Raw genomic sequence first — 24,580 nt, 5'->3', positions numbered from 1 at the left:
AACGAGGGCGGCCGGCCCGCCCTCGCTCGGGCGTGGGTCGGGGGCCGCCCGCCCGGGAACAGGCCGTTGCCTGTGGTTCTCGTGGTTCACGAGGCCGCGGCGTGGTCCTGGTAGGCGGTGCTGTCGGTGAGGGCGGCCACGAGGCCGCGGCGGGCGGCGATGCCGGCCTCCTCGGCCTGCTGCAACGCTCCGGGGACCTGCAACTGGTGGAGACGCGCCTTCGCCTCACCCACCGCGAACAACGGCAGCAGGGACGTGGCCGGCGACTCCGGGATGCCCAACGCGTCGGCGGTCTCGTCGCCGTGGTAGCGACGGGCGAGTGCGTGGAGCAGGTCACGCCAGCCCGACTCGCCCATCGGCGAGCGCGGGACGGCGGCGAGGTTGCTGATCGCCGCGTCGAACAGGGCCCCGACGAGGGCCCTGCTGTTCTCGTCGGGCGCGGCGGAGGTCGAGTCGAGCAGATCCAGCAGCTCAGCGGCCTGCTCGTGGTCCCCGACGCCGAGGAAGAACTGCTCGTCGAGGCCCAGCAGGTGGCCCACGTACCACCAGTAGCGGTAGAGCCGGGACTGCTCCTGGCCGGTGAGCCGGTAGCCGATGCCCTCCAGCAGCGTGAACGGCACCACGGTGAAGTCGAGCCAGGTGCGCGCGACGTCGGCCTGGTTGATCGGCACCCCCCACCGGTCGGCGTCCCACCCGTGCGCGGTGGCCGTCGCCCGCACGCGGGCGTGCAGCAGCCGGACCTGGACGGTCTGCACGTAGCCGGGGGCACCGTGGCGCAGACCGCCGGGCAGGACGGCCGCGGCGTTCCACAGCCCGGTCTCGGCGAGCCGGCGCGGCGCCGTCGAGGTCAGCCGACCCGTACCCACCAGCAGCCGCGCGATGGCGGGCGAACTGTAGGTGTGGGTCAGCGAGCCGCCGGCGTTCGCCAGCCGGCTCCAGTGCGGTGGCACGGCGAGCGAGACCCGGTCGCCCTCGTCCAGCACCTCCTCCGAGACCCAGCCGGGCACGGCCTCCACGTGGGCGAGCAGCGCGTCGACGGCCGGCGGCGCATCCGGCACGCTCGTCCGCCCGTCGGTGAGACCCCGTTGCAGCGCAGCGCGAGCGGGGCGACCGAATTCGTCGAACTCGACGACGACGGCGTCCGCGAGCGGGTCACCCACCTGCAGCATCCGCAGCAGGAGATCGACGCGGTCACCGTGGCGGATCCGGGCGGCAGCGGGAGCCACGACCCGCTCGGGCACGGGCGATGCCTCGTACGAGACGGTCATGAAGCCATTCCTCTCTTCCCCACCCGCCGATCCCGGCGGGGACGGCTCGGCGAACCGGGCCTTGCCGTACCGGGGACTCGTTCTCGCCGGGCTTCGTCTGCGGAGTTCGGGCCTTGCGATGGTTGAGGGAGAGCCTTCGCGGGACGCCCCGGGCCGGGACGGGACCGCGGCTACGCGACGATGTCCTCGACGGGGTGCGGCCGACCCGGCCCGGTCGCCGGGAAGGACACCTTCGTCAGCTGTTCGGTGATGTGCCAGATGCGCTCGGCGTCCCCGGTGCTGCGCAGCGGGCGGTAGAGGCTCTGTTCGGCGGGGGCGCCGCCGAGGTTCCCGGGTCCGCTCGGCCCGTAGAACCGGCCGCCGCGGGCGTCGGGGGAGGTGGCGGCGTGGAGGGCGGGCAGACCAGCGCTCTCGGCGGTTCCGAGGAGGATGCCCCGCTCGGACAGTCCCCGGATCAGACGCATCTGGGGGGTGGCCCGGTCGCGTCCCATCTCGGGATGGGCGGCGAGCAGGTTCGTGGGTGCGACTCCGGGGTGGGAGATGTTGCTGGTGATGCCCCAGCCGCCTGCCCGGCTGCGCCGGTCGAGTTCGAGACCGAACAGCCCGAACGCGACCTTCGACTGGCCGTAGGCGCGTCGTCCGCGGTAGGAGCGTTCCCAGTGCAGGTCGTCCCAGTTGATGGCGCCCGCCCTCGCCGCGACGCTGATCTGCGAGGTCACCCGGGCGTGTCCGGCGCGCAGCAGGGGCAGCAGGTGGGCGACGAGGGCGACGTGGCCCAGGTGGTTGGTGCCGAACTGCAGCTCGAACCCGTCGGGGGTCGTCTGCCGGTTCGGGGGGTCCATGACGCCGGCGTTGTTGATCAGGATGTGGATCGGGCGTCCCTCGTCGCGCAGGGTCTGGCCGAGGGCTGCGACGGAGCGGAGCGAGGACAGGTCGAGCTCGCGCAGCGACACGTGCGCGCCGGGGACCTGGTCGGCGATCCTGCCGATCGCCGCGTGTCCCTTGCGCGGGTTGCGGACGGGCAGGACCAGCTCGGCGCCCGCGGCGGCGAGCCGGGTGGCGAGACCGAGGCCGACGCCGTCGCTGGCTCCGGTGACGATCACGCGCTTGCCGGACAGGTCGGGGACGGGGACGGTGATGTCGGGTCGGGTGCGTGGCATGGCGGTGCTCCTGGTGTGTCGTCGGTGGTGTGTCGGTGGTGTCGGGTGGTGCGCGGCCGCCCTGCGGGGCGGCTGCGCGCTCGTCACCGGAGTTGGTGGCGTGGCCGCTCACCCGTGGCCGGGGTGGTGGCGGCGGACCGGCCGATGGTGCGGCGGGCCGCGGCGACGGTGAAGGCGGCCAGTACGAAGGGCACCGGCACGACGGCGACGTCCATGGCGGCCATGGCCGCCAACTGGTCGGTGAGGTAGAGCACCCCGCCGAGGACGAAGTTGGTGAAGCAGATGCCGGCCGCGACCAACGTGGTGGTGGTGTAGACGCGCCGCAGCGGGGGGTGCTGACGCCAGTGGCGGGGCCCGCGGGCCAGGCGGTTGAGCGCGACTCCGGTCAGCGGCCGGCCGATGAGCACCGAGCCGAGGAAGACCAGCGTCCACCCGGCGGGGAGCAGGGTGGGGACGAGGAAGAAGCCCCGGGCCTCCCCGGTGAGGGCGGCGACCAGCGCGCACCCGGCGGCGATGAGGAGGCCGACCAGGGCCGCCCGCAGCGATTCCCGCCGCGCGAGGCGCACCCCGAACGCCACCGGAGCGGACACCGCGAGGGCGATGAACGCCCACATCAGCCCGCCGAAGGCGTTGGCGACGACGAACGCCACGGTGGGAGCGGCGGCCACGGCGATCCCGACCCAGCCGCCGGAGCGCTCCAGGGCCTGGCGGACGGCCGTGGCGACGGTGGCCTGCTCCTCCTCGACGGGGGCCTCCCGGGAGGTGGTCGTGGTCGCTTCGTCCGTCATGTAGTTCTCCTTCGCTGACGTGGGCCTGCGCCACCAAGACTCGCGGGATGCCGAACCGGCATCCACGACCTCTCGATCCGTGGATCGCGGAGCCGCCGAAGCGCAGCCCAGGACGCACCGCTCACCGGCGAGCGCCGTGCGACGCGAAAAGAGGCCCTCCGAGCCGCGTTTTCCCAGCTCAGAGGGCCTCTTTCAGGTCCTTGTCAGTCCAGGTGGTCGCGCACTCTCGTTGAGGGAACGTTGTGCTGAGCAGGGGGAAACCCGGGTCCGCGGCGAGCGCTGTGCGCGGAAGTGTCCTGGACTGTGAAGCGGTGGATCACCCGAGGTCTCGACCGCCCTCCGGTGTGCAGCCCCGTTGCTGCCTCGGTGATCATGGCCTATAGGCATTGCTCGAGGCCCCGCGCCGGAGCCCGCCGGGTGCCGCTCCCAGCGGGCGCGCCCCTCGTATTCGCCGGCGCGCGGGAGCGGGACGCGTGCCGCCGCTTCCGGCTTGGCGGTGATGAAGCGACGCCTGATAGCGGAGTCCGCGCCCGTCACGCTCGCGTCGGCGGTGACCAGCAGGCCAGGTGCTGTCGGCCCCTGCGCAGATGGGGGGATCATCGGTTCCCTCTCGTGGTGGGGACGGTCAGACGGTCTCGAGGAGCAGGGCGGCAAACCTGGCCGACGTGCGCGTCGCAGTGGACCCGCGATGGCCGCCGTCGCGGCGCAGGCGGTGGGCCGGCGTGAAGCGTGATCCGAGCCCTGGAGCAGCCCAGCAGATGGCACAGGGTGATGGCGCCGTCGTCCGCGTTCACGGTCTCCGCGTCGAGGCCGAGGGGGCGCACGCAGGCCAGCGCCTGGTCTGTGAACGCCCTCGTTCAGCTGCGCCGCGTCCAGGTCGCTCGTCGACCATCCCGCTCGGGCCAGGTTGGCGCACCGCACCCGACGAGGGGTGCCCGCCGTTCGACGCGGTGACCGGCGAGGAGATCGCCCGGCGCCCGCGCGGGGCTTCCCGACATCCTTGCGCGTCACAGGTTGTGCCCGGGCGGCCGAGAGCACGTGAGATCCCGAGTGCGGCGATGCGCACGGCGTGGGTGAGCCGCTGGGTGCTCAGGCGGTGGGACCGGCCTGCCCCCGCACCGTGATCGCTCCTGGCCTCCTGCGCTCCGAGCGCGAGACGGTCCGTCGACGCGCCATCGCCGAGGAGCACGAGAGAGCGGCAGCCGGAATCGCCTGCGTCGCCGCACCTCTGCTCGGCACCGATGGTCACGCCGTCGCCGCCCTGTCCATCACCGGCTGGTCCGGCGGCGGCGTCGGGGGGCCGCCCGGCGGGCTGAAGGCGAGCAGAGCCTTGCCGAGACCGGTGCAGTGGGCGGGCATTCGGCTGCCGAGACGTGACGGGATGTCGGGGCTGCCGCTGACGGTGAGCTTCTGAACGTAGACGACGCCAATCTATTTGGCGTCTCCGAGGATGATCTGGATCGCTACCCGTGGCCAGTCACGCTCTGAACGGCATGTGCAGCGCTACAGACCGCGGATGTCGGTGTAGGCCGTGAGGCGGATGGCAGGGTCGGAGAGCGCGGCCTCTGCGGGCTCGGGGACGGGCATGCGGTCGGCCGCTGCCAGTGGGCCGAGGTCGAGACCGGTGAGTTCGGCGATCCGGGCGAGGGGGACCTGGAAGGTTCGGAACTCCCCGAGCGGCGGTGGCTCGCCCTCCTGCTGCAGGTCACCGAGCTGGGGGGTTTGATCGAGCAGATAGCCGGTGGTGCCGAGTGCGCCGTCGGTGCTGAAGCCGCCGATCTTCCAGAACTGTAGGGGGATCTGGAGGCCGCGGTACTGCGGGTCGTCGTCGGTGAGGACCGGGCCGGTGAACACGACGAGCTTGCGGTCGTGGTCTGCGGCGTTGTCGAGTAGGTAGTCCTCGAGGCCGAGCCAGAGCTGGCGGTCCTGGTTGAACGATGACGCCTGGGGCGCGGCATTGGTGTAGAAGAATGTCTCTGACTCGGCCCGCTCGGCCTCGGCCTGTTCGCCCCACACGGGGTCCCGGCGCCGGACCAGGTGGCCGCGGTCGAGGTCGTTGTCGACGTAGATGTCCTCGCCGGCCTGCTGCTCGTGTGGGAGTCGGTCGTCGGTTCGCCAGTCGTCGGAACGTTCAACATCACGTAGGGTCGCGCCGTCGATCGCGACGGCGGTGGCGGCGGCGAGTCGGCGGTCCGGGCGGTGCAGCGTGGAGAAGTGGGTGTAGGCGAGGGGCACGGTCGTCACACCGGGCGCGGTGGGCATCGGTGCGGGGATGCCGAGGAAGTCCGGGTTGTAGCCGGTTGGGTGGGGAGTCGTCACGACGGCGACGGTAGGGGCGTGGGGTGAACGCGGGATGTCACCTCGTGTCCCAGCTCGGCCTGCGTTCGGATCGATGCCAAGTTCGACGGGACACCGCCCGAGCCCCACAAGATCTGGACCCACCCGTCACCACGCGGTCGGCGCGGCGTCACGTCGCGCCTGCCGCGGCGCGAGCGCGACCAGCCGGTCGACGACGCGGCCGCGGAAGGTGGCCGCGAGCGCCAGGTACCAGCCGAGTACTGCGGGTACGGCGATCGCGAACACCTCGGGCACGACCGCGAGACCGAAGAGGGACGCGAGCGCGGGCACCGACGCCACGACCAGGAACGTCACCGTGAGCAGGGCGGCGAGCCAGGCGGGACGGCGGTCGGGGACCGGCGCGGTCCACGCCGCGAAGAACCGGTGCGGCGGCTTCAGGAAGAGCAGTACGACGAACGACGAGAGCGTGACGAAGGCCGACAGGCCGGTCTGCGCACCGACGGTCACCGCGGCCTCGACGAACCCGGGTTCGCCGTAGGCCGTGCCCGTGACGGCCTCGAGCCCGGCGAGCTCCTGCGCCGACAGGGCGCCCGCGCGGATCCGGGCCGGGAGCCAGACGTGGAGCAGCGCGTAGACCAGCGTGCCGATCGTCGCGGTGACGACCGCGGCCGGGGCGACGAAGCGACCGAGGTTGCGCAGGAGGTGCGGGTCGGGAGCGCTCGGGCGTGCCCAGAACGTCAGGAACAACGACGGGAGCCCCACCGTCAGCACGGTCAGGCCGACCTGGGTCGGGGTGTAGGGGAACGCGAACCCCAGCGCCGCCGTGATCAGGATGACCAGCGCCTGCACGGCGACCCGGTTCAGGAACACGTACATCGAGGTCGACAGCCCGTCGATGATCCGACGGCCCTCGGTGCGCGCGGGCAGCAGCGCGGCGAACGAGTCGTCGAGCAGCACGATGTCGGCGACGTCGCGGGTGACAGGGCTGCCCGAGCGCATCGCGACGCCGACGTGCGCGCGCTTCAGCGCGCGGGCGTCGTTGACGCCGTCGCCCAGCATCGCGACGTGGTGCCCGCGACGGCGCAGCGCGTCGACGACCCGCTCCTTCTGCTCCGGGGTGACCCGCCCGTACACGGTGGTGCGTTCCACCAGCTCGTCGAGCGCGTCGTCGTCGAGGGTGTCGAGGACCGGTCCCGCGATCGGGGTCCCGGTCCCGATCCCGGCCCGGGCCGCCAGCGCCGCGACCGTGCGCGGGTCGTCACCGGAGAGCACCGTGACCGCGACGCCCTTCTCGCGGAAGCGGCGGACGCTGTCCACGACCTCGCCGCGTAGCTCGTCGGCGAGCACGACCAGTGCCACCGGGTCCAACGCGGGGAGTGCGGGCCGGCCGTCGCTGCCGCGCAGCGGTGCACCGTGGCGGGTGGCGCGGGCCAGCAGCAGGACCCGCAGCCCGCGGTGCGCGCGGTCGGCGACGATCCCGTCGTCGAGCACCGGTACCAGGTGCGGAGCGAGCACCTCCGGCGCGCCGAGGACCCAGCCCACTCCGTCCCGGGTGACCTGCCCGGACCAGCGCAGCGCGGAGGTGAAGGCGATCTCGTCGCGCAGCGGCCACGCCTCGCCGGGGAGCGCGACGGCCAGCGCGGTGCTGGTCAGGTTCGCCTGCGTCACCGAGGCCGCGTACCGGCCGAGTGCGTTCCGGACCTCGTCGGAGCTGTCATGATCCGACCCGGTGCCGCCGAGCGGCCGGATCTCCGCCACCGTCAGCCTGCCGGTCGTCAGCGTGCCGGTCTTGTCGGTGCAGACGACGTCGACGTGGCTGACCGACTCGACCGCGTTCACCTGCTGCACCAGGGCGCCGCGCGGTGCGATGCGGGCCGCGCCGCGGACGTAGGAGACGGCCACCAGGAAGAACAGGCCGTAGGGCACCAGGCCGACGAGCACCGCGGTGATCTGCACGATGCCCAGGAACGACTCGCCCCCGAGGACGGCCTGGGCCAGCACCACCGCGCTGAGGGCGAGCGCGAGGACCATGGTCAGGCGGACGACGCCGTCGATCCGGCGCTGCAGCGGTGTGCGGTCGGTGGTGAGCGTGCGGGCCTCGACGGTGAGGCGGCCGGCGTGGCTGCGGGCCCCGACGAGCTCGGCGCGCTGCCACCCGTTCCCCGCGACGCAGTGGCTGCCCGACAGCAGGGTCTCGCCGACGCCGCGGGCGACCGGGTCCGACTCGCCGGTCAGCAGCGACTCGTCGGCCTCGACGTGCCCCGCGACGACCGGCCCGTCGACGACGATCTGCCCGCCTGCGCGCACGCGCACCAGGTCACCGCGGACCACCGCGGCCGCGGGGACGGCGACCTCGGTCCCGTCGCGGACGACCCGGACGGCCGCACCGTCCAGCAGCGCGAGCCGGTCCAGCTTGCGCTTGGCGCGGCACTCCTGCGCCAGCCCGATCAGGGCGTTGACCAGGCCGATCCCGACGCTGGTGAACGCGTCGTCCGCGCGGCCCAGCACGAGCAGCAGGACGCCGATCGAGAACAGGATCGTCGTGTAGGAGGACAGCACGTGCGTCCGCACGATCGCCGCGTAGCTGCGCGACGTGCCCGTCACCGGGGCGTTGGTGGCCCCTGCGCGACGCAGCCGCGCCACCTGGGCGGCGGTCAACCCGGCCGAGGGGGCGTTCGTCGTGGTCGGCCGGGTGGGGGAGTCCTCGAGAGGAGGAGCGGGGGCGGGCACGGGCACTCCTGGACGGTGCGGGGATCAGCTCCCCACCACTGTCTCGGGCACGAGTGAATCGGGATCATGAGGCGAGTCGGAATCCGGTAAGAGACGGCCCGCGCCGATCGTGATCCCGATCGTGGCGCCACCCCCCGGACGGTTGCGGGCGAACGCCGTGCCGTCGTGCGCCTCGGCGGTGTCGGCGACGATGGCCAGGCCGAGTCCCGAGCCGGGCAGCGATCGCGCGGCGTCCGCCCGGTAGAACCGGTCGAAGATCCGGTCGACGTCGCCTGCGGCGAGCCCGGGGCCGCGGTCGGAGACCGTGATCGTGCCCCGGCACTCCCGGATGTCGATCGGCCCGGTACCGCCGGTGTCGAACTTGGCCGCGTTCTCCAGCAGGTTCCCGACCGCCCGTTCGAGCGCCTGGCGCCGCCCGCGTACCCGAGTGCCCTCGGCCGCGATGCCGATCACCCGTCCGCTCCGCCGCCGGGTCCGGTCGGCGGCGGCTCGGACGACCGCGGCCAGATCGACCTCGTCCTCCTCCTCGTCGGTGCGACGGGCCAACGCCAGGGTGATCAGCTCTTCGACCAGGTGGGACAGCTCCCTGGTCTCGCCTTCGACGTCGGCGAGCAGCCGCCCGCGCGACCTCGGATCGAGCCGGTCGAGGTGGCGCAGGAGGCTGGCGTTGGTGCGCAGGCTCGTCAGTGGGGTGCGGAGCTCGTGGGCGGCGTCCTGGATCAGCCGCTCCTGCGCCTCCCGGGACTCCGCGAGCCGTCGCAGCATCGTGTTGAACGACGACGACAGGCGAGCCACCTCGTCGTGTCCGTCCACCGGGACCTCGCCCGCCCCCGGTCCGGCGGCGCTGACGTCCTCGGCGATCGCGGCCAGCCGGACCAGCCGCCGGGCGATCCGGCGCGCCAGGAGCCAGCCGAGCGCCGCCGCGACGACCGTCACCAGCAGGGCGAGGAGGGTGATCTCCTTCGCGAGCCCGCTCAGCACCAGGCGGGACAGGTCGATGTCGATCCCGACCTGCACCGCTCCGCGCCCCTCGCCGAGCGCGGTGGTCAGCACGCGGTAGGCGACGCCGCGGGTGTCGTCGCCGATGGCCACCTCGGTGGTGCTGGTCGCGCCCCGCTCGGTGGCGGAGGCCAGAGCGCGGTCCGCGTCCCGGACGGGGAGGGTCACCGGCCGGCCACCGAGAGGCGTGACGGTGCCATCGGGTGCGATGCGCTGCGCGATCAGCCGCCGGGGTCGGTCACCGCCCGCGTGCGACGGGCCACCGGCGTGGTCGGCGATCGGGGTCTGCAGGACTTCTTCGTACCCGTGGACGACCGCGCCCGCGGCGGTCTGCAGGGTGCGGTCCACCTCGCGGTTGACGCGCTCGACCGCGGAGTAGAACGCGAGTACCCCGACCGCGGCGGCGACCACGGCGGCGACTGCGGCGAAGGCCAGCGCGAGACGGGTCCCGAGGTTCACGGCTCGCGCACCGTGTAGCCGACCCCGCGAATCGTGTGGATCACGGGCGGGGCGCCCGCAGCGGTCAGCTTGCGTCGCACGTACCCGATGTAGACGGCCAGGTTCTTCGAGTCCGCGCCGAAGTCGTAGCCCCAGATCCGCTCGTAGACCAGGGTGTGGTCGAGCACGACCCCCGCGTTGCGCATGAGCAGTTCGAGCAGGTCGAACTCGGTCTTGGTCAGGATCAGCTCGGTGGCTGCCCACCACACGCGCCGCGCCGCCGGATCGAGCCGCAGGTCCCCGACCGACAGCGTCGGCTCGCGGTCCGACTCTGCCGGGGCGGCCCGGCGCAGGAGGGCCCGCAGCCGGGCCAGGAGCTCGTCCAGCTCGAAGGGCTTGGGCAGGTAGTCGTCGGCGCCTGCGTCGAGACCGGCCACCCGGTCCGGCGTCTCGACCCGCGCCGTGAGCATCAGCACCGGTACCCGGCTGCCGTCCGCGCGCAGGACGCGGCAGACCCCGAGCCCGTCGAGGCCGGGCATCATCACGTCCAGGACGAGCACGTCGAAGTCGTCACGACGGGCACGGGTCAGCGCCTGCACGCCGTCGTCGACCCCGACCACGCGGTATCCCTCGAGCTCCAGCGCACGACCCAGTGATTCGCGGATCGCGCGGTCGTCGTCCGCGACGAGCACGGTGTAGGTCACCGGAGCTGTTCCTCTCTCCGTGCCGACCCGTCAGCGGCCCAGCCGGGCGGCGAGCCCGTCCAGAACGATGCCGAGATGCCGATCGAACGTCCGGCACCGCCGTAGCGCAGGCGCCCGGCGGCCGGCACCGGCTCGGCGTCCCCGCCCCTCCAGGCGCCGCGTCCGGTGGCGAGAGTGCTGCGCCGACGTGCTGTCTTCGTCACACTTGACACCTTAACAAAGTTCAGGAACGGTGGGCGCCAGACCGAGATGAACTTAGTTAAGGAGCCTGTGATGCGAGCTGCAGTCATCAGCAACCCGGCAGCGACTCCCATCTGCGCGGACTTCCCGGACCCGGAGCAGCGGTCGGGCAGCGAGCCGCTGCGCCTGGTGGGTGCGGGTCTGCATCACGTCGTCCGCGCGCTGGCCGCCGGCGGCCACTACGACAGCAACGGTGCGTATCCGCTGGTGCCAGGGGTCGACGCCGTGGCCCGGACCAACGACGGGCGCCTCGTCTACACGGGCCTCACGCGGTCGCCGTGGGGCACGATGGCCGAACTGCTGGTCACCCCGTTCGAGGTGGAACTGCCCGCCGGGGTCGATCCGCTCGTGGTCGCCGCCGGCATGAACCCCGCGATGTCGGGTTGGATGGCGCTGACCGACCGGCGCAAGCAGGTGGGCGAGCTCGGCACGGTGCTGGTGCTCGGCGCGACCGGCATGTCGGGCAGCCTCGCCGTGCGATCGGCGCTGGCACTTGGAGCGAACCGGGTCATCGCGGCCGGGCGCGACCCCGAGGCGCTGGAGCGGCTGCGTGGCCCCGGTGTCGTGACGGTCCCGCTCGCCCGAGCCGACCCCGCCGCCTGGTCGGCCGCCCTCGGCGCTGCCGTCTCCGAGGCGTCGCCCGCACTCGTGCTCGACTTCGTCTGGGGGCCTGTTGCCGAGGCCGCCTTCGCCGCGCTGGGAGGGGTCCGCGCGGACGACGAAGCCGGGGACGTCAACTACGTGCAGATCGGTTCGCTCGCCGGAGCCGAGGCGACGCTGCCCGCGGCGCTGCTGCGCAGCCGGCGGATCCAGATCACGGGGAGCGGCGTCGGGTCGGTGTCGAAGGCGCAGATCATCACCGAGCTTCCCGAGATCATCAGCCGTTTCGGCGACGGGACCTTCGACGCGTCCTACACCGCCTACCCGCTCGCCCGCGTCGGCGAGGCATGGGTGCACCAGGGGCGGTCCCGCGCGGTCATCGTCCCGGACTGACCGGGCCCGATCCGAGGAGCAGGGGAGAGTGTCGTGCAGAAGCGCGCGTTGATGGTCGGGCTGGGGATCGCGGGCATGTCCGCGGCGATCGGGCTGCGGCAGAGCGGATGGACGCCGGTGATCGTCGAGCGGGCTCCGGGGCGTCGCTTGGGGGGTTACGGCGTCGGCCTCATGCCGGAGGGCAGGCAGGCGGCCGTCGATCTCGGCATCGCCGACCACTTGCACACCCGCAATCCGCCCGATGGCGGCAAGACGTGGTCGCTGACCCGGAGCGGGGACCGCGAGCCGGGCATGGGGTTCCTGCACCAGCCGGGCGATCCCGCAGCAGTGCTCCGCGGTGATGTCGAAGCCGCGCTCTGGGAGGGCACCTGCGGGGACGGGGCAGGTGGCGATCCGGTCGAGGTGCGGTTCGCGACCACGCCCGTCGAGATCGACGACACCGGCGGCGACGTGCAGGTGCTGCTCACCGACGCCGGCACCGGTTCGCAGTACCGCGAGGGCTTCGACCTGGTCGTCGGCGCGGACGGGATGCGCTCGAGCGTGCGTCGGATGGTGTTCGGTCCGGACGAGGACTACCTGACGAACTGGGACGCGATGATCTGCGCCTTCCAGCTGAAGGAGCAGGTGCCCTCCTACGCTGAGACCGACAGCATCGTCGTCGCGCGTGCCAAGCGTGCGGTGTGGGTGTTCGGGTTCGACGACTGCGCGCCCACGACGTTGTTGACCTACCGCACGCAGGACATCCAGGGGCAGTTCACCGGGTCGCGGGTCGAGCAGCTGCGCTCGGTCTTCTCCGGGATGGACGACCCGGTGGTGCGCCACGTCCTGGACTCCCTCGAGCAGGCTCCCGAGTTCCTGTTCGACTCGGTGCACCAGGTGCGGATGCCGCGGTGGAGCAACGGGCGAGTCGTCGTTCTGGGCGATGCAGCGTGGTGTCCGAACCTCTTCTCGGGAATGGGAGCCACATTCGGCCTTCTTGGTGGCGCGGAGCTCGGCAGGGCGCTGCGCGAGAACCCGGACGACCTCGACGTCGCACTGACCGCCTGGGAGTCGGGGCTGCGCCCGTCCATCCGGAAGCACCAGCGAATCGCACGGGTCAAACAGCAGATGTTCGTACCGTCCAGCCGTCCCGTCGAGGCACTTCGCGCGACGATCCTGCGTCGCCTCCTTGCAGCGCGGGAGCGCAGGCTGGCGACGGCCCGTGCCGGTGCCGCCGCCTGAATGTCTTTCAGCCACGTTCGACGCCGAAATTGACACCTCAACGGCGTTCAGTCAGGGCTGAACAACTAAAGAATTTACTTAAGGAGTCACCATGCCGATCCTCGCCGAGCGCGGTTCCGACACCTCGGGCCAGCTGGATTCCCGCAACCGCCTCGTGATCCGGGTGCTCCTGGTCTCCGCGTTCGTCGTCGTCCTCAACGAGACGGTCATGAGTGTGGCGTTGCCGGTGCTCATGACCGAACTGCAGGTCGAGGCGAGCGTCGGGCAGTGGCTCACCGCGGGCTTCCTGCTCACGATGTCGGTGGTCATTCCGGTCACCGGGTTCCTGATCCGGAGGGTGCCCACGCGCACCCTGTTCGCCACGGCCATGGTGTTGTTCGGCGCGGGCACGCTGCTCGCGGCGGTTGCGCCGGGCTTCGGTGTGCTGCTCGCCGGCCGCGTCGTGCAGGCCACCGGCACTGCGATCATGATGCCGCTGCTGATGACCACGGTGATGACGCTCGTACCGGTGGCTCGCCGGGGTGCTCTGATGGGCAATGTCGCGATCGTCATGTCGATGGCGCCGGCTATCGGACCGACGGTCTCGGGCATGGTGCTGGACCTGTTCGGGTGGCGTTACATCTTCTGGCTGATGCTGTCGATCGCGCTCGCCGTGCTGGTGTTGGGGCTGCGGCTGATCACGAACGTCGGAGAGACCACCGCGGCGCCGATCGATGTGGTGTCGGTGGTGTTGTCCGCGCTGGGCTTCGGTGGCCTTGTCTACGGGTTGAGCAGCCTCGGCCATTCCGGTGGCACGTCGCCGGTCATGGTGTGGGCCGCATTCGCCGTCGGTGTGGTGGGCGTGGTGGCGTTCGTCGCCCGGCAGTTGGTGTTGCAGCGGGCCGACCGCGCGCTGTTGGATCTGCGTGCGTTCTGCTCGCGGACGTTCACGGTCGCCGGTGTGATGATGATGCTGACGATGGCCGCTCTGCTGGGCACGGCCATCCTGCTGCCGATCTACCTGCAGAGCGTGCTGATGCTGGAGCCGCTCACCACGGGTCTGCTGTTGCTGCCGGGCGGTCTGCTGATGGGTGTGCTGGGGCCGGTGGTCGGGCGGTTGTACGACCGGTTCGGTGCGCGGAGGCTGCTCGTACCCGGCACGGTTGCCGCCAGTGCGGCGTTGTGGTCGGGCACGCTGTTCACGGCCGGGAGTTCGCTGCTGCAGGTAGTGGGGTTCCACCTGCTGCTGTCGGTCGGACTGGCGTTGGTGTTCACGCCTCTGTTCGCGGCGGGCCTGGGGGCGGTGCCGCCGAAGTTGTACCCCTACGGCAGCGCGATCTTCAGTACCGTTCAGCAGTTAGCCGGGGCTGCCGGTGTGGCGTTGCTGGTCAGCGTGTTGTCGGTGCGTTCGGCGGCGCTCGCCGCCGAGGGTGTGCCGGTCGTGGAGCAGACGGCGGGCGGCGTGCACGCGGCGTTCCTGGTGGCGGCCACGCTGTCGCTGTTCTCGATCGTCGGGGCGTTCCTCATCCGTGGCTCGGCGCCCGCCGGAACACCCGCGGCACTCAGCTCCGGCGCAAGTCGGCCGCTGCCGGCGCACCACCGTTGATCCACACGGTGCGCGGGGTCGGTTGCACGGTGCGCCGGTCGTGAACCCCTGTCGCGATCACCGAGGGGTCCGCCGAGGTGCAGGTCCTGCTCGAGAACACCGACACCGGAGCCCAGTACCGCGAAAACTTCGGCCTGGTCGTCGGCGCCGACGGGATGCGCTCGACCGTGCGCCGGATCGTGTTCGGTCCGCACGAGGACCACCTGACGAACTGGAACGCGATGATCTGCGCGCAAGCGAAAGGCCTCTGAGCCGTGTTACCGCAGCTCAGAGGCCCTTCGAATGATCCTGCTCAGTCCAGGTAGTCGCGCAGCACCTGCGACCGCGACGGGTGGCGCAGCTTCGACATCGTCTTCGACTCGATCTGCCGGATCCGCTCGCGCGTGACCCCGTAGACCTGGCCGATCTCGTCGAGGGTGCGCGGCTGGCCGTCGGTGAGGCCGAACCGCAGCCGCACGACGCCCGCCTCGCGCTCGGACAGCGTGGCGAGCACCGACTGCAGCTGGTCCTGCAGCAGCGTGAAGCTCACCGCATCGACCGCGACGACGGCCTCGGAGTCCTCGATGAAGTCGCCGAGCTGGCTGTCGCCCTCGTCACCGATGGTCTGGTCGAGCGAGATGGGCTCCCGGGCGTACTGCTGGATCTCCAGCACCTTCTCCGGGGTGATGTCCATCTCCTTGGCCAGCTCCTCCGGCGTGGGCTCGCGGCCCAGGTCCTGGAGCAGCTCGCGCTGGATGCGGCCGAGCTTGTTGATGACCTCGACCATGTGCACCGGGATACGGATGGTGCGGGCCTGGTCGGCCATGGCGCGGGTGATGGCCTGGCGGATCCACCACGTGGCGTAGGTGGAGAACTTGTAGCCCTTGGTGTAGTCGAACTTCTCGACCGCACGGATGAGGCCCAGGTTGCCCTCCTGGATCAGGTCCAGGAACGCCATGCCGCGGCCGGTGTAGCGCTTGGCCAGCGAGACCACCAGGCGGAGGTTGGCCTCCAGCAGGTGGTTCTTGGCGCGCTCGCCGTCGCGGACGATCCAGCGCAGGTCGCGCCGCATCTGCGGCGACACCTTCTCGCCCGCGTCGATCGAGCGGCGCATGCGCTCGGCGGCGTAGAGGCCGGCCTCGATCCGTTTGGCGAGCTCGACCTCCTCCTCCGCGTTGAGCAGCGCGACCTTGCCGATCTGCTTCAGGTAGGCGCGGACGGAGTCGGCCGAGGCCGTGAGCTCGGCGTCCTTGCGGGCCTGCCGCAGGGCCTCCGACTCCTCCTCGTCCCACACGAAGTCGCCGGACTGCTTCTGCTGCGAGCTGCGCGTGGTGGGGGCGCGACGGTTGGCGCCGGTGTTGGCCGGCTCCTCGTCGTCGTCGTCCTCGTCGTCGGCCGCGTCCTCGGTGGTGTCCTCGGCGCCGAGGTCGGTGTCGAGCTCGACGTCGACCTCCTCGAGCTCGACGGCCTCGCCGTCCAGCTCGACGTCGCCGTCGAGGTCGGTGGGCTCGCCGTCGGCGTCGCCCTTCTTCCCCTTGGTCGCCGGCTTGGCCGCCGTCTTGGTCTTCGCCGAGCCGCCCGCCCTGGGCCGCGCGGAGCCGGTCTTGGCGGGCGCACCCGACCGCTTACCGGATCGGCGTGCGGGTGCGGGACCAGTCGTCGGGTCGTCGATCGACGGGTCGATGCGGGTTGCGGAGTCTGCGGCTGCCACTAGGCCCTCTCGCTACGGTGCGCTCTACGGTGCGCCGGGACCGTCTCAAGATCCGGCTGCAGGTGGAGATGTTGTCGGATACCTCGCCGCAACGCCGTCCGTGGTGCTCGGTGGTGCTGATGGTGCTGATGGTGCTCTCGGAGGCGATCGCGCATCGGGGTACTGCGTCATTGTAACTGCGTGTGCTCCCGCCGTCCGCGCTCCGCCCGTTCACCTCGCGGGTCGCGCTCTCCGGGGCCCGCACCAGCCACGCCGGGCCGCGCCCGGCGCGCCGCGATGTGGTCGGATGGTGACCGTGAACGACGCCAGCCCGACCGCTCCGACCGCCGCCGATCCGCCGACGAGCAGCGTCGCGGGCGGTGACGGGACCGAGCCCGCAGACCTGCGCCGCATCGCCGAGTCCCTCGTCCGCGAGGCGGCGGAGCACCTGAGCGGCCTGCCACGTCCGTGGGACGAGCGTGGCGGCGCGGCCCCCGACGGCGTGGCGACGAAGAGCACGCCCACCGACGTCGTCACCGCGTCCGACCACGCCCTGGAGGCGCTGATCCGGGAGCGGCTCGCCGAACTGCGTCCCGACGACGCCGTGGTGGGGGAGGAGCACGGGAGCACCGCGGGCGAGTCGCGCACCGTGTGGGTCGTCGACCCGATCGACGGCACGGTCAACTTCCTCTACGGCATGCCCTGGTACGCGATCTCGGTGGCCGCCGTGCGCGACGGCGCCTCCGTGGCGGGCGCGGTGTACGAGCCCGCCGCCGGGCGGCTCTGGAGCGCCGCGGTCGGCGCCGGGGCCACCTGCGACGGGCGCCCGCTGCGCGTGTCCGGTGCCACCGACCTGTCGCTGTCGCTGCTCGGCACCGGCTTCTCCTACCGCGCCGAGCGGCGGGTGCGGCAGGTGCGGATGGTCAGCGGCATGCTGCCGCACGTCCGGGACGTGCGCCGGGCCGGCGCGGCGTCGCTGGACCTGTGCGCGGTGGCCGCCGGGTGGGTGGACGCCTACCTCGAGCACGGCACCAACTGGTGGGACTGGGCCGCGGCCGCTCTGATCGCCCAGGAGGCCGGAGCACTGGTGCGCACACCCGGGCCGACCGGCAGCGTCCCGCCCGACGACGGGCTGGGCGGCGACGCCTTGCTGGCGGCCACCCCCGCGATCGCGGAGGAGCTGGCGGCCCTGGCCCGCGCCCACGGCGCCGCCGAGGTCTGAGGCGGAACACCACTGCGTTGGGCGGGTGCGTCAGCAGGCGGCCTCGCGGGCCTCTTCCACCAGTGCCGGGTCCACCGTCGGGGCAGCGGGGGCGGCGCCCGCCGCGTTCGGGTCGGCGTTGGCCGAGCCGTCGGACCCGCCGCCGGGCTCGGCGAGCTGCTCGAGCGCGTCACGCGCGGCGGTGCTCGGGTTGAAGTCACCGAACGCCGTGCCGACCGCCACGTCGACGATGGCGTCCGGGCGGCCGTCCCGCACCAGCTCGGCGCACGGCAGCAGCAGCGACAGCGTGCTCGCCGCCGCCTCCCCGGCCGGCCCGAAGCGCAGCTGGCCGTAGCACTCCAGGTCGCCCTCGGGGAACAGCGGATCGTTGCCCGGCTCCGTGGTGGGGAAGTCGAGGTCACCCAGCTGGGCGGCCACCAGGCTGGCCTGGCCGCGCTGCCCGCCAGCGTTCAGCACGCGCGCCGAGACGGCGGCGGGCGGCGCGGGCGCCACCCCGTCGAGGGCGCCGTCCTCCAGCACCTCGCCGACCGGGGTGGCGGAGATCGGGCAGGACGACGCGCCCGACGGTCCGGACGCGCTGATGAGCACGGTGGTCCAGGTCGCGATCGCGACGACGGCCAGCACGGCCACGACGACGAGCAGCGGGCCCCGTCTGCGGCGCTGGTAGGGCCGGGTGCGGGAAGCGGCCATCAGTCGAGTCCCTCCGCGAGCACGTGGTGGCCGAGCGTGACGAGCGGGGCGACGCCGCCGTCCAGCCCGTCGGCCATGGATGCGGGCACCACACCTGCCTGCACGCGCGCGAGGATGCCCGCGAGCACGACCGCGAGCTTGAACGCGCCGAATGCGACGTACCACGGCAGCGGGGCGAGGTCGAGTCCCGATCCGGCGGCGTAGGCGCGCGCCACCTCGTCGCGGCGCAGGAACCCGGGCGCACGCGTGGGGCTGGGCAGGTGCTGGGCGGCACGCCACACGGGGGCCTCGTCGGCCTCGTGCCAGTAGACGAGCAGCAGGCCCAGGTCGGCCAGCGGGTCGCCGAGCGTGGAGAGCTCCCAGTCGAGCACCGCGCGCACGCGGCCGGGGTCCGCGGCGTCGAAGAGGCAGTTGTCGATGCGGAAGTCCCCGTGCACGATCGCGTGGCGCTGCGTGGCCGGAACGCCCGCGGCCAGCCGCTCGGCGAGGCGGGAGAGCTCCTCGGCCGTCGCCTCGTCCGCGGGCACCCGGGTGCGGGCCTGCTCCCACTGCGTGACCCAGCGCCGCACCTGCCGGTCGAGGAATCCCACGGGCCGGCCGAAGTCGCCCAGGCCGACCGCGTCGACGTCCACGGCGTGCAGCGCGACGAGCACGTCGACGAGCGCGCCGCTCAACCGGCGCCGCTCCTCCGGCGTGGCCGCCCAGCCGGGCGGCAGCTCGCGCACCGGGACGACGCCCTCGACCAGCTCCATCACGAAGCAGGGCGCGTCCACCGGTGGCCCGCCGGTCGAGGCCGCCAGCACGCGTGGCACGGGCACGGCCGTGCCGGCAAGGGCCGCGATCACGCGCCGCTCGCGCCCCATGTCGTGCGCCGTGGCGGCCACCTCGCCGACCGGCGGCCGGCGCAGCACCACGGCACCCGCGGGGCTCTCGACCCGGTAGGTGAGGTTCGAGCGACCCTCGCCGATCGGTCGCAGCGTGCATCCGGACCAGCGCGCGTCGCCCAGCTGTGCGGCCAGCCACGCGCCGACGTCGGCGGGGTCGGCCCCCGGCACGGGACCGGTGCCGCCAGGTGCGGGGTCGCGGATCGCGCGCTCGGGAGGGACTGCCACGCCCGGAACCCTAACCGCGCCGGCGATCGCCACCTCCGGGCGACACGGGGCGCCGGACGAGATGTCCGGAGCTGGGTTACCCTCTCGGCCCCGGGGGAGCTGCCGCCCCTGCGGGGCCCGATATCCCATCGCGGCCGCGCTCGGGGCCGGGTTGAGACGTGCGTCACAGAAATGCCGGGCACAAACCCCGGTTCTGCGGCGTTGTCCAGCCGCACGACGACTACATGTGTGTAAGAGGGTGGGAACGATGGCGACCGACTACGACGCGCCGCGGCGCAACGAGACCGACGACATGGCCGAGGACTCGCTCGACGAGCTGAAGGCTCGCCGCAACGAGGCCCAGTCGTCCGTCGTCGACGTCGACGAGTCGGACACGGCGGAGAGCTTCGAGCTGCCGGGCGCCGACCTGTCCGGCGAAGAGCTCACGGTGAAGGTGCTGCCCAAGCAGGCGGACGAGTTCACCTGCGCGAGCTGCTTCCTGGTGCACCACCGCAGCAGGCTGGCCGAGACCAGCGGCTCGCAGTTCATCTGCCGCGACTGCGCGGCCTGATCCCCCTCGCGGGGGGAGGCACCGTTCAGCCCCGGACCATGTGGTCCGGGGCTGAAGCGTGCCTGCGTGCGGCCCGCGCGGAGCGGCTCAGCGGCCCAGCGCCGACACGAAGGCCTCCGCGTCGCGCACGCTGACGATCCAGTACGGCGTCGGGTCGTCGGGGTCGGTGACCTCGATCCGCACGAGCGGCCCGACCCAGGCCCGGTGCAGCACGTGCGCGGTGGGGTCCAGTTCCGGGCCCATCGCCTGCTGCTTGTTCTCGCGCGGCACGACCTCGACCTGCCCGACGTGGTGCAGCGGCAGGACCGCGTCGCCGGCCCGCAGCTCCCCGTCGGCCACCCGCACCCGGGTGCGGCCCAGCCAGACCAGGGCGCCGAGGAACAGCGGGACGGTGATCGCGTAGCCGATCCAGGACCGGAGCCCGGGGTAGCCCATGTGCACCTCGGCGCCGAGGAGGACGGCCACGCCGAGCACCGGCAAGTACCACCAGAGCGGCACCGACAACCGCTCGTCGAACCGAGGGGTGCCGGACGTCGCAGGCGGGGTGGCAGCCGGGTACTCGCTCACACCGTCCGAGGGTAGCCTCGCCCGTCGTGTCCGGCCCCGTCGACGCTCCCCAGCACGCGCCGTTCGCAGCACCGCTCGCCGCAGCGACTCCCGATGCGGCGACTCCCGATGCCGCGGTCGCGGCGTCGCTCGAGGTGCTCCTCACCCGACTCGACGCAGGCCTGCCCGCGCCGTCCTACGCGCGGCCCGGTGACGCGGGCGCCGATCTGCACTGCACCACCGACGTCGTCCTCGCCCCCGGCGAGCGGGCCGTCGTCGGCACCGGCGTGGCCATCGCGCTCCCGGCGGGCTACGCCGGCTTCGTGCACCCACGGTCCGGTCTCGCCGCCCGCACCGGCCTGTCGATCGTCAACGCGCCCGGCACCGTCGACGCCGGGTACCGCGGGGAGATCCTCGTCTGCCTGATCAACCTCGACCCGCGCGAGGAGCTGCGGCTGCGCCGCGGCGACCGCATCGCACAGCTGGTCGTGCAGAAGGTCGAGCACGTGCGCTTCGTGGAGGTGGACCGGCTGCCGGGATCGGAGCGCGGGGCCGGCGGGCACGGCTCCACCGGCGGGCACGCGCGGCTGGGCAGCGCGCACCCTGACGAGGACGGCGCCTAGTGGCGCGTCGCGACCGGGGCGCCTCCGGGGTGGCGCTCGACGACGTCGGCGGCGGCGGCCTCGCGCTGGACACGCCCGCCGACCCCGGCCCGCTCACCGGCCCGCACGACAGTGACGACCTCGACCCGGAGGTCACCGAGGCGCACGGCTGCGTCGACTTCGGGGCGATCCGGGTGCCGGTACCGGCGCGGGGGAAGGTCACCGTCGAGCCCACGGCGAACGGTCGCATGCAGGCCGTGCACATCGCGCTGTCCGAGGGGCGGCTGTCGGTGAGCGCCCTCGCGGCGCCGAAGTCGTCGAAGCTGTGGCCCGAGCTCTCCCGCGAGATCGAGGCCTCGCTGCGGGACGGCGGGGCGACGGTGCGGTCGTACTCCGGGGACTGGGGGCGCGAGCTCCACGCGACCTCGGGCGCCGCCACCTCCGTGTTCGTCGGGGTGGACGGGCCGCGGTGGATGCTCTACGGCGTCGCGACCGGCCCCTCGGCGCGCGCCGTGGACCTGGACGCCGAGCTGCGCCGCATGCTGCGGGGCACCGTGGTGGTGCGGGGCAAGTCGCCCTACCCCGTGCGGACGATCCTGCCGTTGGTCGTGCCGGAGCACCTGGCCGAGGCCGCCGCGAGCGCGCAGGGGGCGGAGGAGGCCGGGGGGAAGGCGGCCCGGAAGTCGGCGCCCCGGAAGTCGGCGGCCCGGAAGCCGGCGGTCGCCACGGCGGGCGCCCGGAAGCCGGAGCAGGGCGAGGAGGAGGCGGCCCGGGAAGCCGCCCGCGAGGCCGCGCAGAAGAAGGCGGTCCTCGAGGCGGCGCGGAAGAAGGCGGCGCAGCGGAAGGCGGCCCAGAAGAAGGCGGCCCAGCAGAAGGCGGCCCAGCAGAAGGCCGCGCAGCTCGCGGCGGCGCAGGAGCGGGCTGTGCAGGCGGAGGCCGAGCGCTCCGCCGGGACCGGCGCGTACCCCGCCGCCCCCGCGGCGTCGACGATCCCGACGGGGCCGGGACCGGACGCCCCTCTGCGCGAGCAGGCGCCGTCGGCCCGGCGTGCGGCCGCGGCGTCGTGGCGGTCCCGGCCGGAGGCGCCCGAGGCGGACGGCCCGGCTCCGGCCGGGCTCGACGGGCTGCCGCCTGCCGAGCTCCCGCCCGCCGGTGCGGTGCGCCCGCACGATCCCGCCCCAGGTGGGCGGCGCCGCGTACGCGAGCCGGGCACGGGGGCCGAGCCCGTGGTCGGCGGCCGCCGCCGGATGCGTGAGCCGCTCGACGAGGGGTACGGCGCCGCCGCGGCACCCGAGCCCGCCCCCGCTGGACGTCGCCGCCTGCGGGACGAGCCGGTGCCCGCGGCCGACCTCGGCGCCGGTCCGGCCGGCGGACGCCCGCCTGACGAACAGGACCCGTTCGGGGCCGCCGCAGGCGCCCCCGCGGGCAGGCGCCTGCTCGGGGATCCGCCGGCGGCCGACCCGGGACGGCGCCACCCGTGGGAGCCGGAGGCCGCGGACGGCCCGTCGGGGACCGGGCGGCGAGCGTTGCGGGAGCCCGAGGCGCCCGCGACGGAGGAGCCGGCGACGGGCCGGCGGGCGCTGCGGGAGCCGGACGCGGGCGTGTCCGGCACGGCCCGGCGGGCGCTGCGGGAGCCCGCTGCCGATGGCCGTGGTGTGTCCGGGACGGGCCGGCGGCGGTTGCACGAGCCGGACGCCACCGGCGCCCCTGGGACCGGGTGGCGAGCCCTGCCCGAGTCGGATGCGGGCGTGGCCGATGTGTCGGCGACGGGTCGGCGCCGGTTGCGCGAGCCCGACGCCGCCGGGCCGGAACCGTCGTGGACAGGCCGCCGCGCGTTGCCGGAGCCGGTTGCGGATGCCGGGGCTGTGTCGGAGACGGGCCGGCGGGCGTTGCGGGAGCCCGGCGTGTCGGGGACCGGGCGTCGCGCCTTGCGGGAGCCGGTTGGGGATGTCGGGGCTGTGTCGGAGACGGGCCGGCGGGCGCTACGGGAGCCCGCGGTGGATGGCGGTGTGTCGGGGACCGGCCGCCGCGCGTTGCGGGAGCCGTCTCCGGGTGCGGCCGGTGTCTCGGGGACCGGTCGTCGCGCCTTGCGGGAGCCGTCTCCGGATGGGGCCGGTGTGTCGGCGACGGGTCGTCGCGCGTTGCGGGAGCCGTCTCCGGTTGCGGACGGTGTGTCGGGGACCGGTCGTCGCGCCTTGCGGGAGCCGTCTCCGGATGGGGCCGGTGTGTCGGCGACGGGTCGTCGCGCGTTGCGGGAGCCGTCTCCGGTTGCGGACGGTGTGTCGGCGACCGGGCGTCGCGCGTTGCCGGAGCCCGCTGCAGGTGGCGAGGGCCTGCCGGGGACCGGCCGCCGGGCGTCCTGGGAGCCGGGTGCGGGCGCAGCCGAGGTGTCGGGGGCGGGTCGTCGCGCGTTGCGGGAGCCCGCTGCGGATCACGGGGGCGTGTCGGGGACCGGCCGACGGGCGCTGCGAGAACCGGCCACGGACGCCGACGCGGTGTCCGGGACCGGACGGCGGCACCTGCGCGAACCGGACGCCGGGCCGGCCGGCGTGCTCGGAACGGGGCGCCGGTACCTGCAGGAGCCCGCGGTCCCGGGTGTTCCGGACGCAACCGGGGAACCGGCGTTCCCGCCCGCGTCGCCGGGCGGTCGCCGCCGGCGCCGTGACACCGACCCGCTCGCGGTCGACGTCCCCACCACCGCGATCTCCGGCGACGCCTGGAGCCAGGGGACCAGGCTCCCGGACGGGCCCGAGGCACGCGACCGCCGCCGGGCCGACCCGACGCTCGCCTCGGACGACGCGTGGACAACGGCCGGCGCGTACGAGGGACCGCAGGGACGGGGCGCCCGTCCGGACGCGAACGAGCCGGCGCGGTGGGACCGTCCCGCGAACCCGGACCCGATCCCCAGCCCGTCGTGGTCGGCCGGACGGGGCGGGCCGGTGGAGGCGACGACGGAATCCGCGGCATGGCCCGGCGACGAGCGGCCCTGGGACACCGGCACGCCTGCCGGCGGTTCCCGCCCGGGCGGGCGGCGGCGCCGGCGCGAGCCGGACCCCGACGACGGGTGGGCGACCGGGCTCGGCGGGCCGGACGGCGTCGACCCGGCGCGGTCCCGCCCCGACGAGCCGTGGAACGCGGACCCCCTCGGCGCGCCGAGCGGGGTGGGCGGCAGGCGCGGTGGGTCCGGTTCCGCCGAGCGGCCGGAGCCGCAGGACCCGTTCGGTCTGCAGCCGGGGCCGGACGTCCCGCCGAGCGGCGGGCGGCGGCGCCGGCGCGCCGCACCGGAGCCGGGTGGCGCGCCGACCGAGCCGTGGCTGCTCGAGCCGGAGCGCCCCGCGCCCGACGAGGGGTGGGGCCGCGACACCGACCGCGGCGGCCGCCGCACCCTCGGGTCGGAGTACCTCATCGAGACCGGCGAGCAGGACCCGTCGTGGGCGGCGTTCCTCGACCGGTTCGACTCCGAGGCCGCGGAGCGGCCGGGCGGGCGGCACTCCGGCGGGAGCGAGGCTGCGCCCCCGACCGAGCGCCTGCGCACCCTGCTCGACGACATCGACCCCGGCCGCCCCCGTGGCCGCCACCACAGGGAGTCCTGACCTGCGATGACGACCATCACCACCCGGCCGGCCACGGTCGGTGCACGCGTCGCCCGCACCACGGCGCGGCCGGGCGACCGTTCGGCGCAGGGACCGCGATGGGTGGCACGAGCAGCCGTGTGGCCAGCGGAGGACGTTTCCCGGGGGTTACGCTTGGTGTCGCTAACGGGTC

General features: G+C 73.9%; 20 protein-coding genes and 2 pseudogenes. 9 read left to right on the top strand and 13 right to left on the bottom strand.

Translation table 11 applies throughout. From position 1 onward, the window contains the following. Positions 1-86 precede the first annotated feature (86 nt). From FB558_RS01795 to FB558_RS45625, 4 genes and pseudogenes are all read right to left on the bottom strand, one after another. Entirely contained in the window at positions 87-1,268 is a 1,182-nt protein-coding gene (locus FB558_RS01795) for an oxygenase MpaB family protein (protein ID WP_142047472.1), read from the bottom strand. A gap of 170 nt (positions 1,269-1,438) precedes the next feature. After that, positions 1,439-2,428 (bottom strand): SDR family oxidoreductase, encoded by a 990-nt coding sequence (locus FB558_RS01790; RefSeq protein WP_142047470.1) that lies wholly within the window; start codon positions 2,426-2,428, stop codon positions 1,439-1,441. An 83-nt stretch (positions 2,429-2,511) separates the two neighbouring features. After that, positions 2,512-3,216, bottom strand: a complete 705-nt coding sequence (locus FB558_RS01785; RefSeq protein ID WP_142047468.1) for a DUF3159 domain-containing protein — start codon at positions 3,214-3,216, stop codon at positions 2,512-2,514. 596 nt (positions 3,217-3,812) lie between these two features. Then, a pseudogene (locus FB558_RS45625) lies at positions 3,813-4,055 on the bottom strand (hypothetical protein); the annotation flags it as partial. 230 nt (positions 4,056-4,285) lie between these two features. Between FB558_RS45625 and FB558_RS45120 the strand changes: the two are divergent. Next, positions 4,286-4,480 (top strand): annotated as a pseudogene (locus tag FB558_RS45120) (IclR family transcriptional regulator domain-containing protein); the annotation flags it as partial. Here FB558_RS45120 and FB558_RS44305 read toward each other — a convergent pair. The 5 genes from FB558_RS44305 to FB558_RS01755 form a co-directional block, all read right to left on the bottom strand. Continuing rightward, positions 4,462-4,599: an IclR family transcriptional regulator domain-containing protein gene (locus FB558_RS44305; protein ID WP_425468013.1), complete on the bottom strand. Its 138-nt coding sequence runs from the start codon at positions 4,597-4,599 to the stop codon at positions 4,462-4,464. The pseudogene FB558_RS45120 and the gene FB558_RS44305 sit on opposite strands and share 19 nt — an antisense overlap. Before the next feature lie 120 nt (positions 4,600-4,719). After that, positions 4,720-5,535: a DNA/RNA non-specific endonuclease gene (locus tag FB558_RS01770; RefSeq protein ID WP_211365977.1), complete on the bottom strand. Its 816-nt coding sequence runs from the start codon at positions 5,533-5,535 to the stop codon at positions 4,720-4,722. A gap of 126 nt (positions 5,536-5,661) precedes the next feature. Beyond that, complete coding sequence (locus FB558_RS01765) at positions 5,662-8,244, bottom strand: HAD-IC family P-type ATPase (protein WP_142047466.1); 2,583 nt, start codon at positions 8,242-8,244, stop codon at positions 5,662-5,664. A gap of 24 nt (positions 8,245-8,268) precedes the next feature. Continuing rightward, positions 8,269-9,702, bottom strand: coding sequence for a sensor histidine kinase (locus FB558_RS01760; protein WP_142047465.1), 1,434 nt, complete (start codon positions 9,700-9,702; stop codon positions 8,269-8,271). After that, the gene (locus tag FB558_RS01755) at positions 9,699-10,385 is read right to left on the bottom strand and encodes a response regulator transcription factor (RefSeq protein WP_142047462.1); all 687 of its coding nucleotides are present in this window, start codon (positions 10,383-10,385) and stop codon (positions 9,699-9,701) included. Before FB558_RS01755 ends, FB558_RS01760 begins: the two co-directional genes overlap by 4 nt. Positions 10,386-10,658: 273 nt before the next feature. Between FB558_RS01755 and FB558_RS01750 the strand changes: the two genes are divergently transcribed. From FB558_RS01750 to FB558_RS43035, 4 genes are all read left to right on the top strand, one after another. After that, on the top strand, positions 10,659-11,618 hold the full coding sequence (locus tag FB558_RS01750; protein WP_211365974.1) for a zinc-binding alcohol dehydrogenase family protein: 960 nt from the start codon (positions 10,659-10,661) through the stop codon (positions 11,616-11,618). Between the two features lie 33 nt (positions 11,619-11,651). Then, positions 11,652-12,839 (top strand): FAD-dependent monooxygenase, encoded by a 1,188-nt coding sequence (locus FB558_RS01745; protein WP_142047460.1) that lies wholly within the window; start codon positions 11,652-11,654, stop codon positions 12,837-12,839. A gap of 91 nt (positions 12,840-12,930) precedes the next feature. Continuing rightward, entirely contained in the window at positions 12,931-14,424 is a 1,494-nt protein-coding gene (locus FB558_RS01740; protein ID WP_142047458.1) for a DHA2 family efflux MFS transporter permease subunit, read from the top strand. A 77-nt stretch (positions 14,425-14,501) separates the two neighbouring features. Then, positions 14,502-14,675, top strand: a complete 174-nt coding sequence (locus FB558_RS43035) for a hypothetical protein (RefSeq protein ID WP_170231154.1) — start codon at positions 14,502-14,504, stop codon at positions 14,673-14,675. Between the two features lie 41 nt (positions 14,676-14,716). Here the strand turns inward: FB558_RS43035 and FB558_RS01735 are convergent, their stop codons facing one another. Further along, on the bottom strand, positions 14,717-16,114 hold the full coding sequence (locus tag FB558_RS01735; protein ID WP_246106204.1) for an RNA polymerase sigma factor: 1,398 nt from the start codon (positions 16,112-16,114) through the stop codon (positions 14,717-14,719). Between the two features lie 286 nt (positions 16,115-16,400). Between FB558_RS01735 and FB558_RS01730 the strand changes: the two genes are divergently transcribed. Beyond that, on the top strand, positions 16,401-17,315 hold the full coding sequence (locus FB558_RS01730; RefSeq protein WP_142047456.1) for an inositol monophosphatase family protein: 915 nt from the start codon (positions 16,401-16,403) through the stop codon (positions 17,313-17,315). Between the two features lie 30 nt (positions 17,316-17,345). Here FB558_RS01730 and cei read toward each other — a convergent pair whose 3' ends face one another. Next, positions 17,346-18,005, bottom strand: coding sequence for an envelope integrity protein Cei (cei, locus tag FB558_RS01725; protein ID WP_142047454.1), 660 nt, complete (start codon positions 18,003-18,005; stop codon positions 17,346-17,348). Then, the gene (locus FB558_RS01720) at positions 18,005-19,117 is read right to left on the bottom strand and encodes a phosphotransferase family protein (RefSeq protein WP_246106203.1); all 1,113 of its coding nucleotides are present in this window, start codon (positions 19,115-19,117) and stop codon (positions 18,005-18,007) included. The genes cei and FB558_RS01720 overlap by 1 nt, the downstream gene beginning before the upstream one ends. Before the next feature lie 247 nt (positions 19,118-19,364). Between FB558_RS01720 and FB558_RS01715 the strand changes: the two genes are divergently transcribed. After that, a complete protein-coding gene (locus tag FB558_RS01715) occupies positions 19,365-19,667 on the top strand; it encodes a DUF4193 domain-containing protein (RefSeq protein ID WP_142047450.1) in 303 nt (100 codons plus the stop codon). Between the two features lie 87 nt (positions 19,668-19,754). Here the strand turns inward: FB558_RS01715 and FB558_RS01710 are convergent, their stop codons facing one another. Continuing rightward, positions 19,755-20,234 (bottom strand): DUF3093 domain-containing protein, encoded by a 480-nt coding sequence (locus FB558_RS01710; protein ID WP_142047448.1) that lies wholly within the window; start codon positions 20,232-20,234, stop codon positions 19,755-19,757. A 134-nt stretch (positions 20,235-20,368) separates the two neighbouring features. Between FB558_RS01710 and dut the strand changes: the two genes are divergently transcribed. Next, a complete protein-coding gene (dut, locus tag FB558_RS01705) occupies positions 20,369-20,836 on the top strand; it encodes a dUTP diphosphatase (RefSeq protein ID WP_142053541.1) in 468 nt (155 codons plus the stop codon). Beyond that, positions 20,836-24,408 (top strand): DUF3710 domain-containing protein, encoded by a 3,573-nt coding sequence (locus FB558_RS01700; RefSeq protein ID WP_142047446.1) that lies wholly within the window; start codon positions 20,836-20,838, stop codon positions 24,406-24,408. The genes dut and FB558_RS01700 overlap by 1 nt, the downstream gene beginning before the upstream one ends. The last annotated feature ends 172 nt before the right edge of the window (positions 24,409-24,580 follow it).

This window comes from Pseudonocardia kunmingensis (genome assembly GCF_006716445.1).
Classification (GTDB): Bacteria; Actinomycetota; Actinomycetes; order Mycobacteriales; family Pseudonocardiaceae; genus Pseudonocardia; species Pseudonocardia kunmingensis.
The sequence above is the reverse complement of the archived record's forward strand: the minus strand, read 5'-3'. Positions and strand labels throughout refer to the sequence as shown.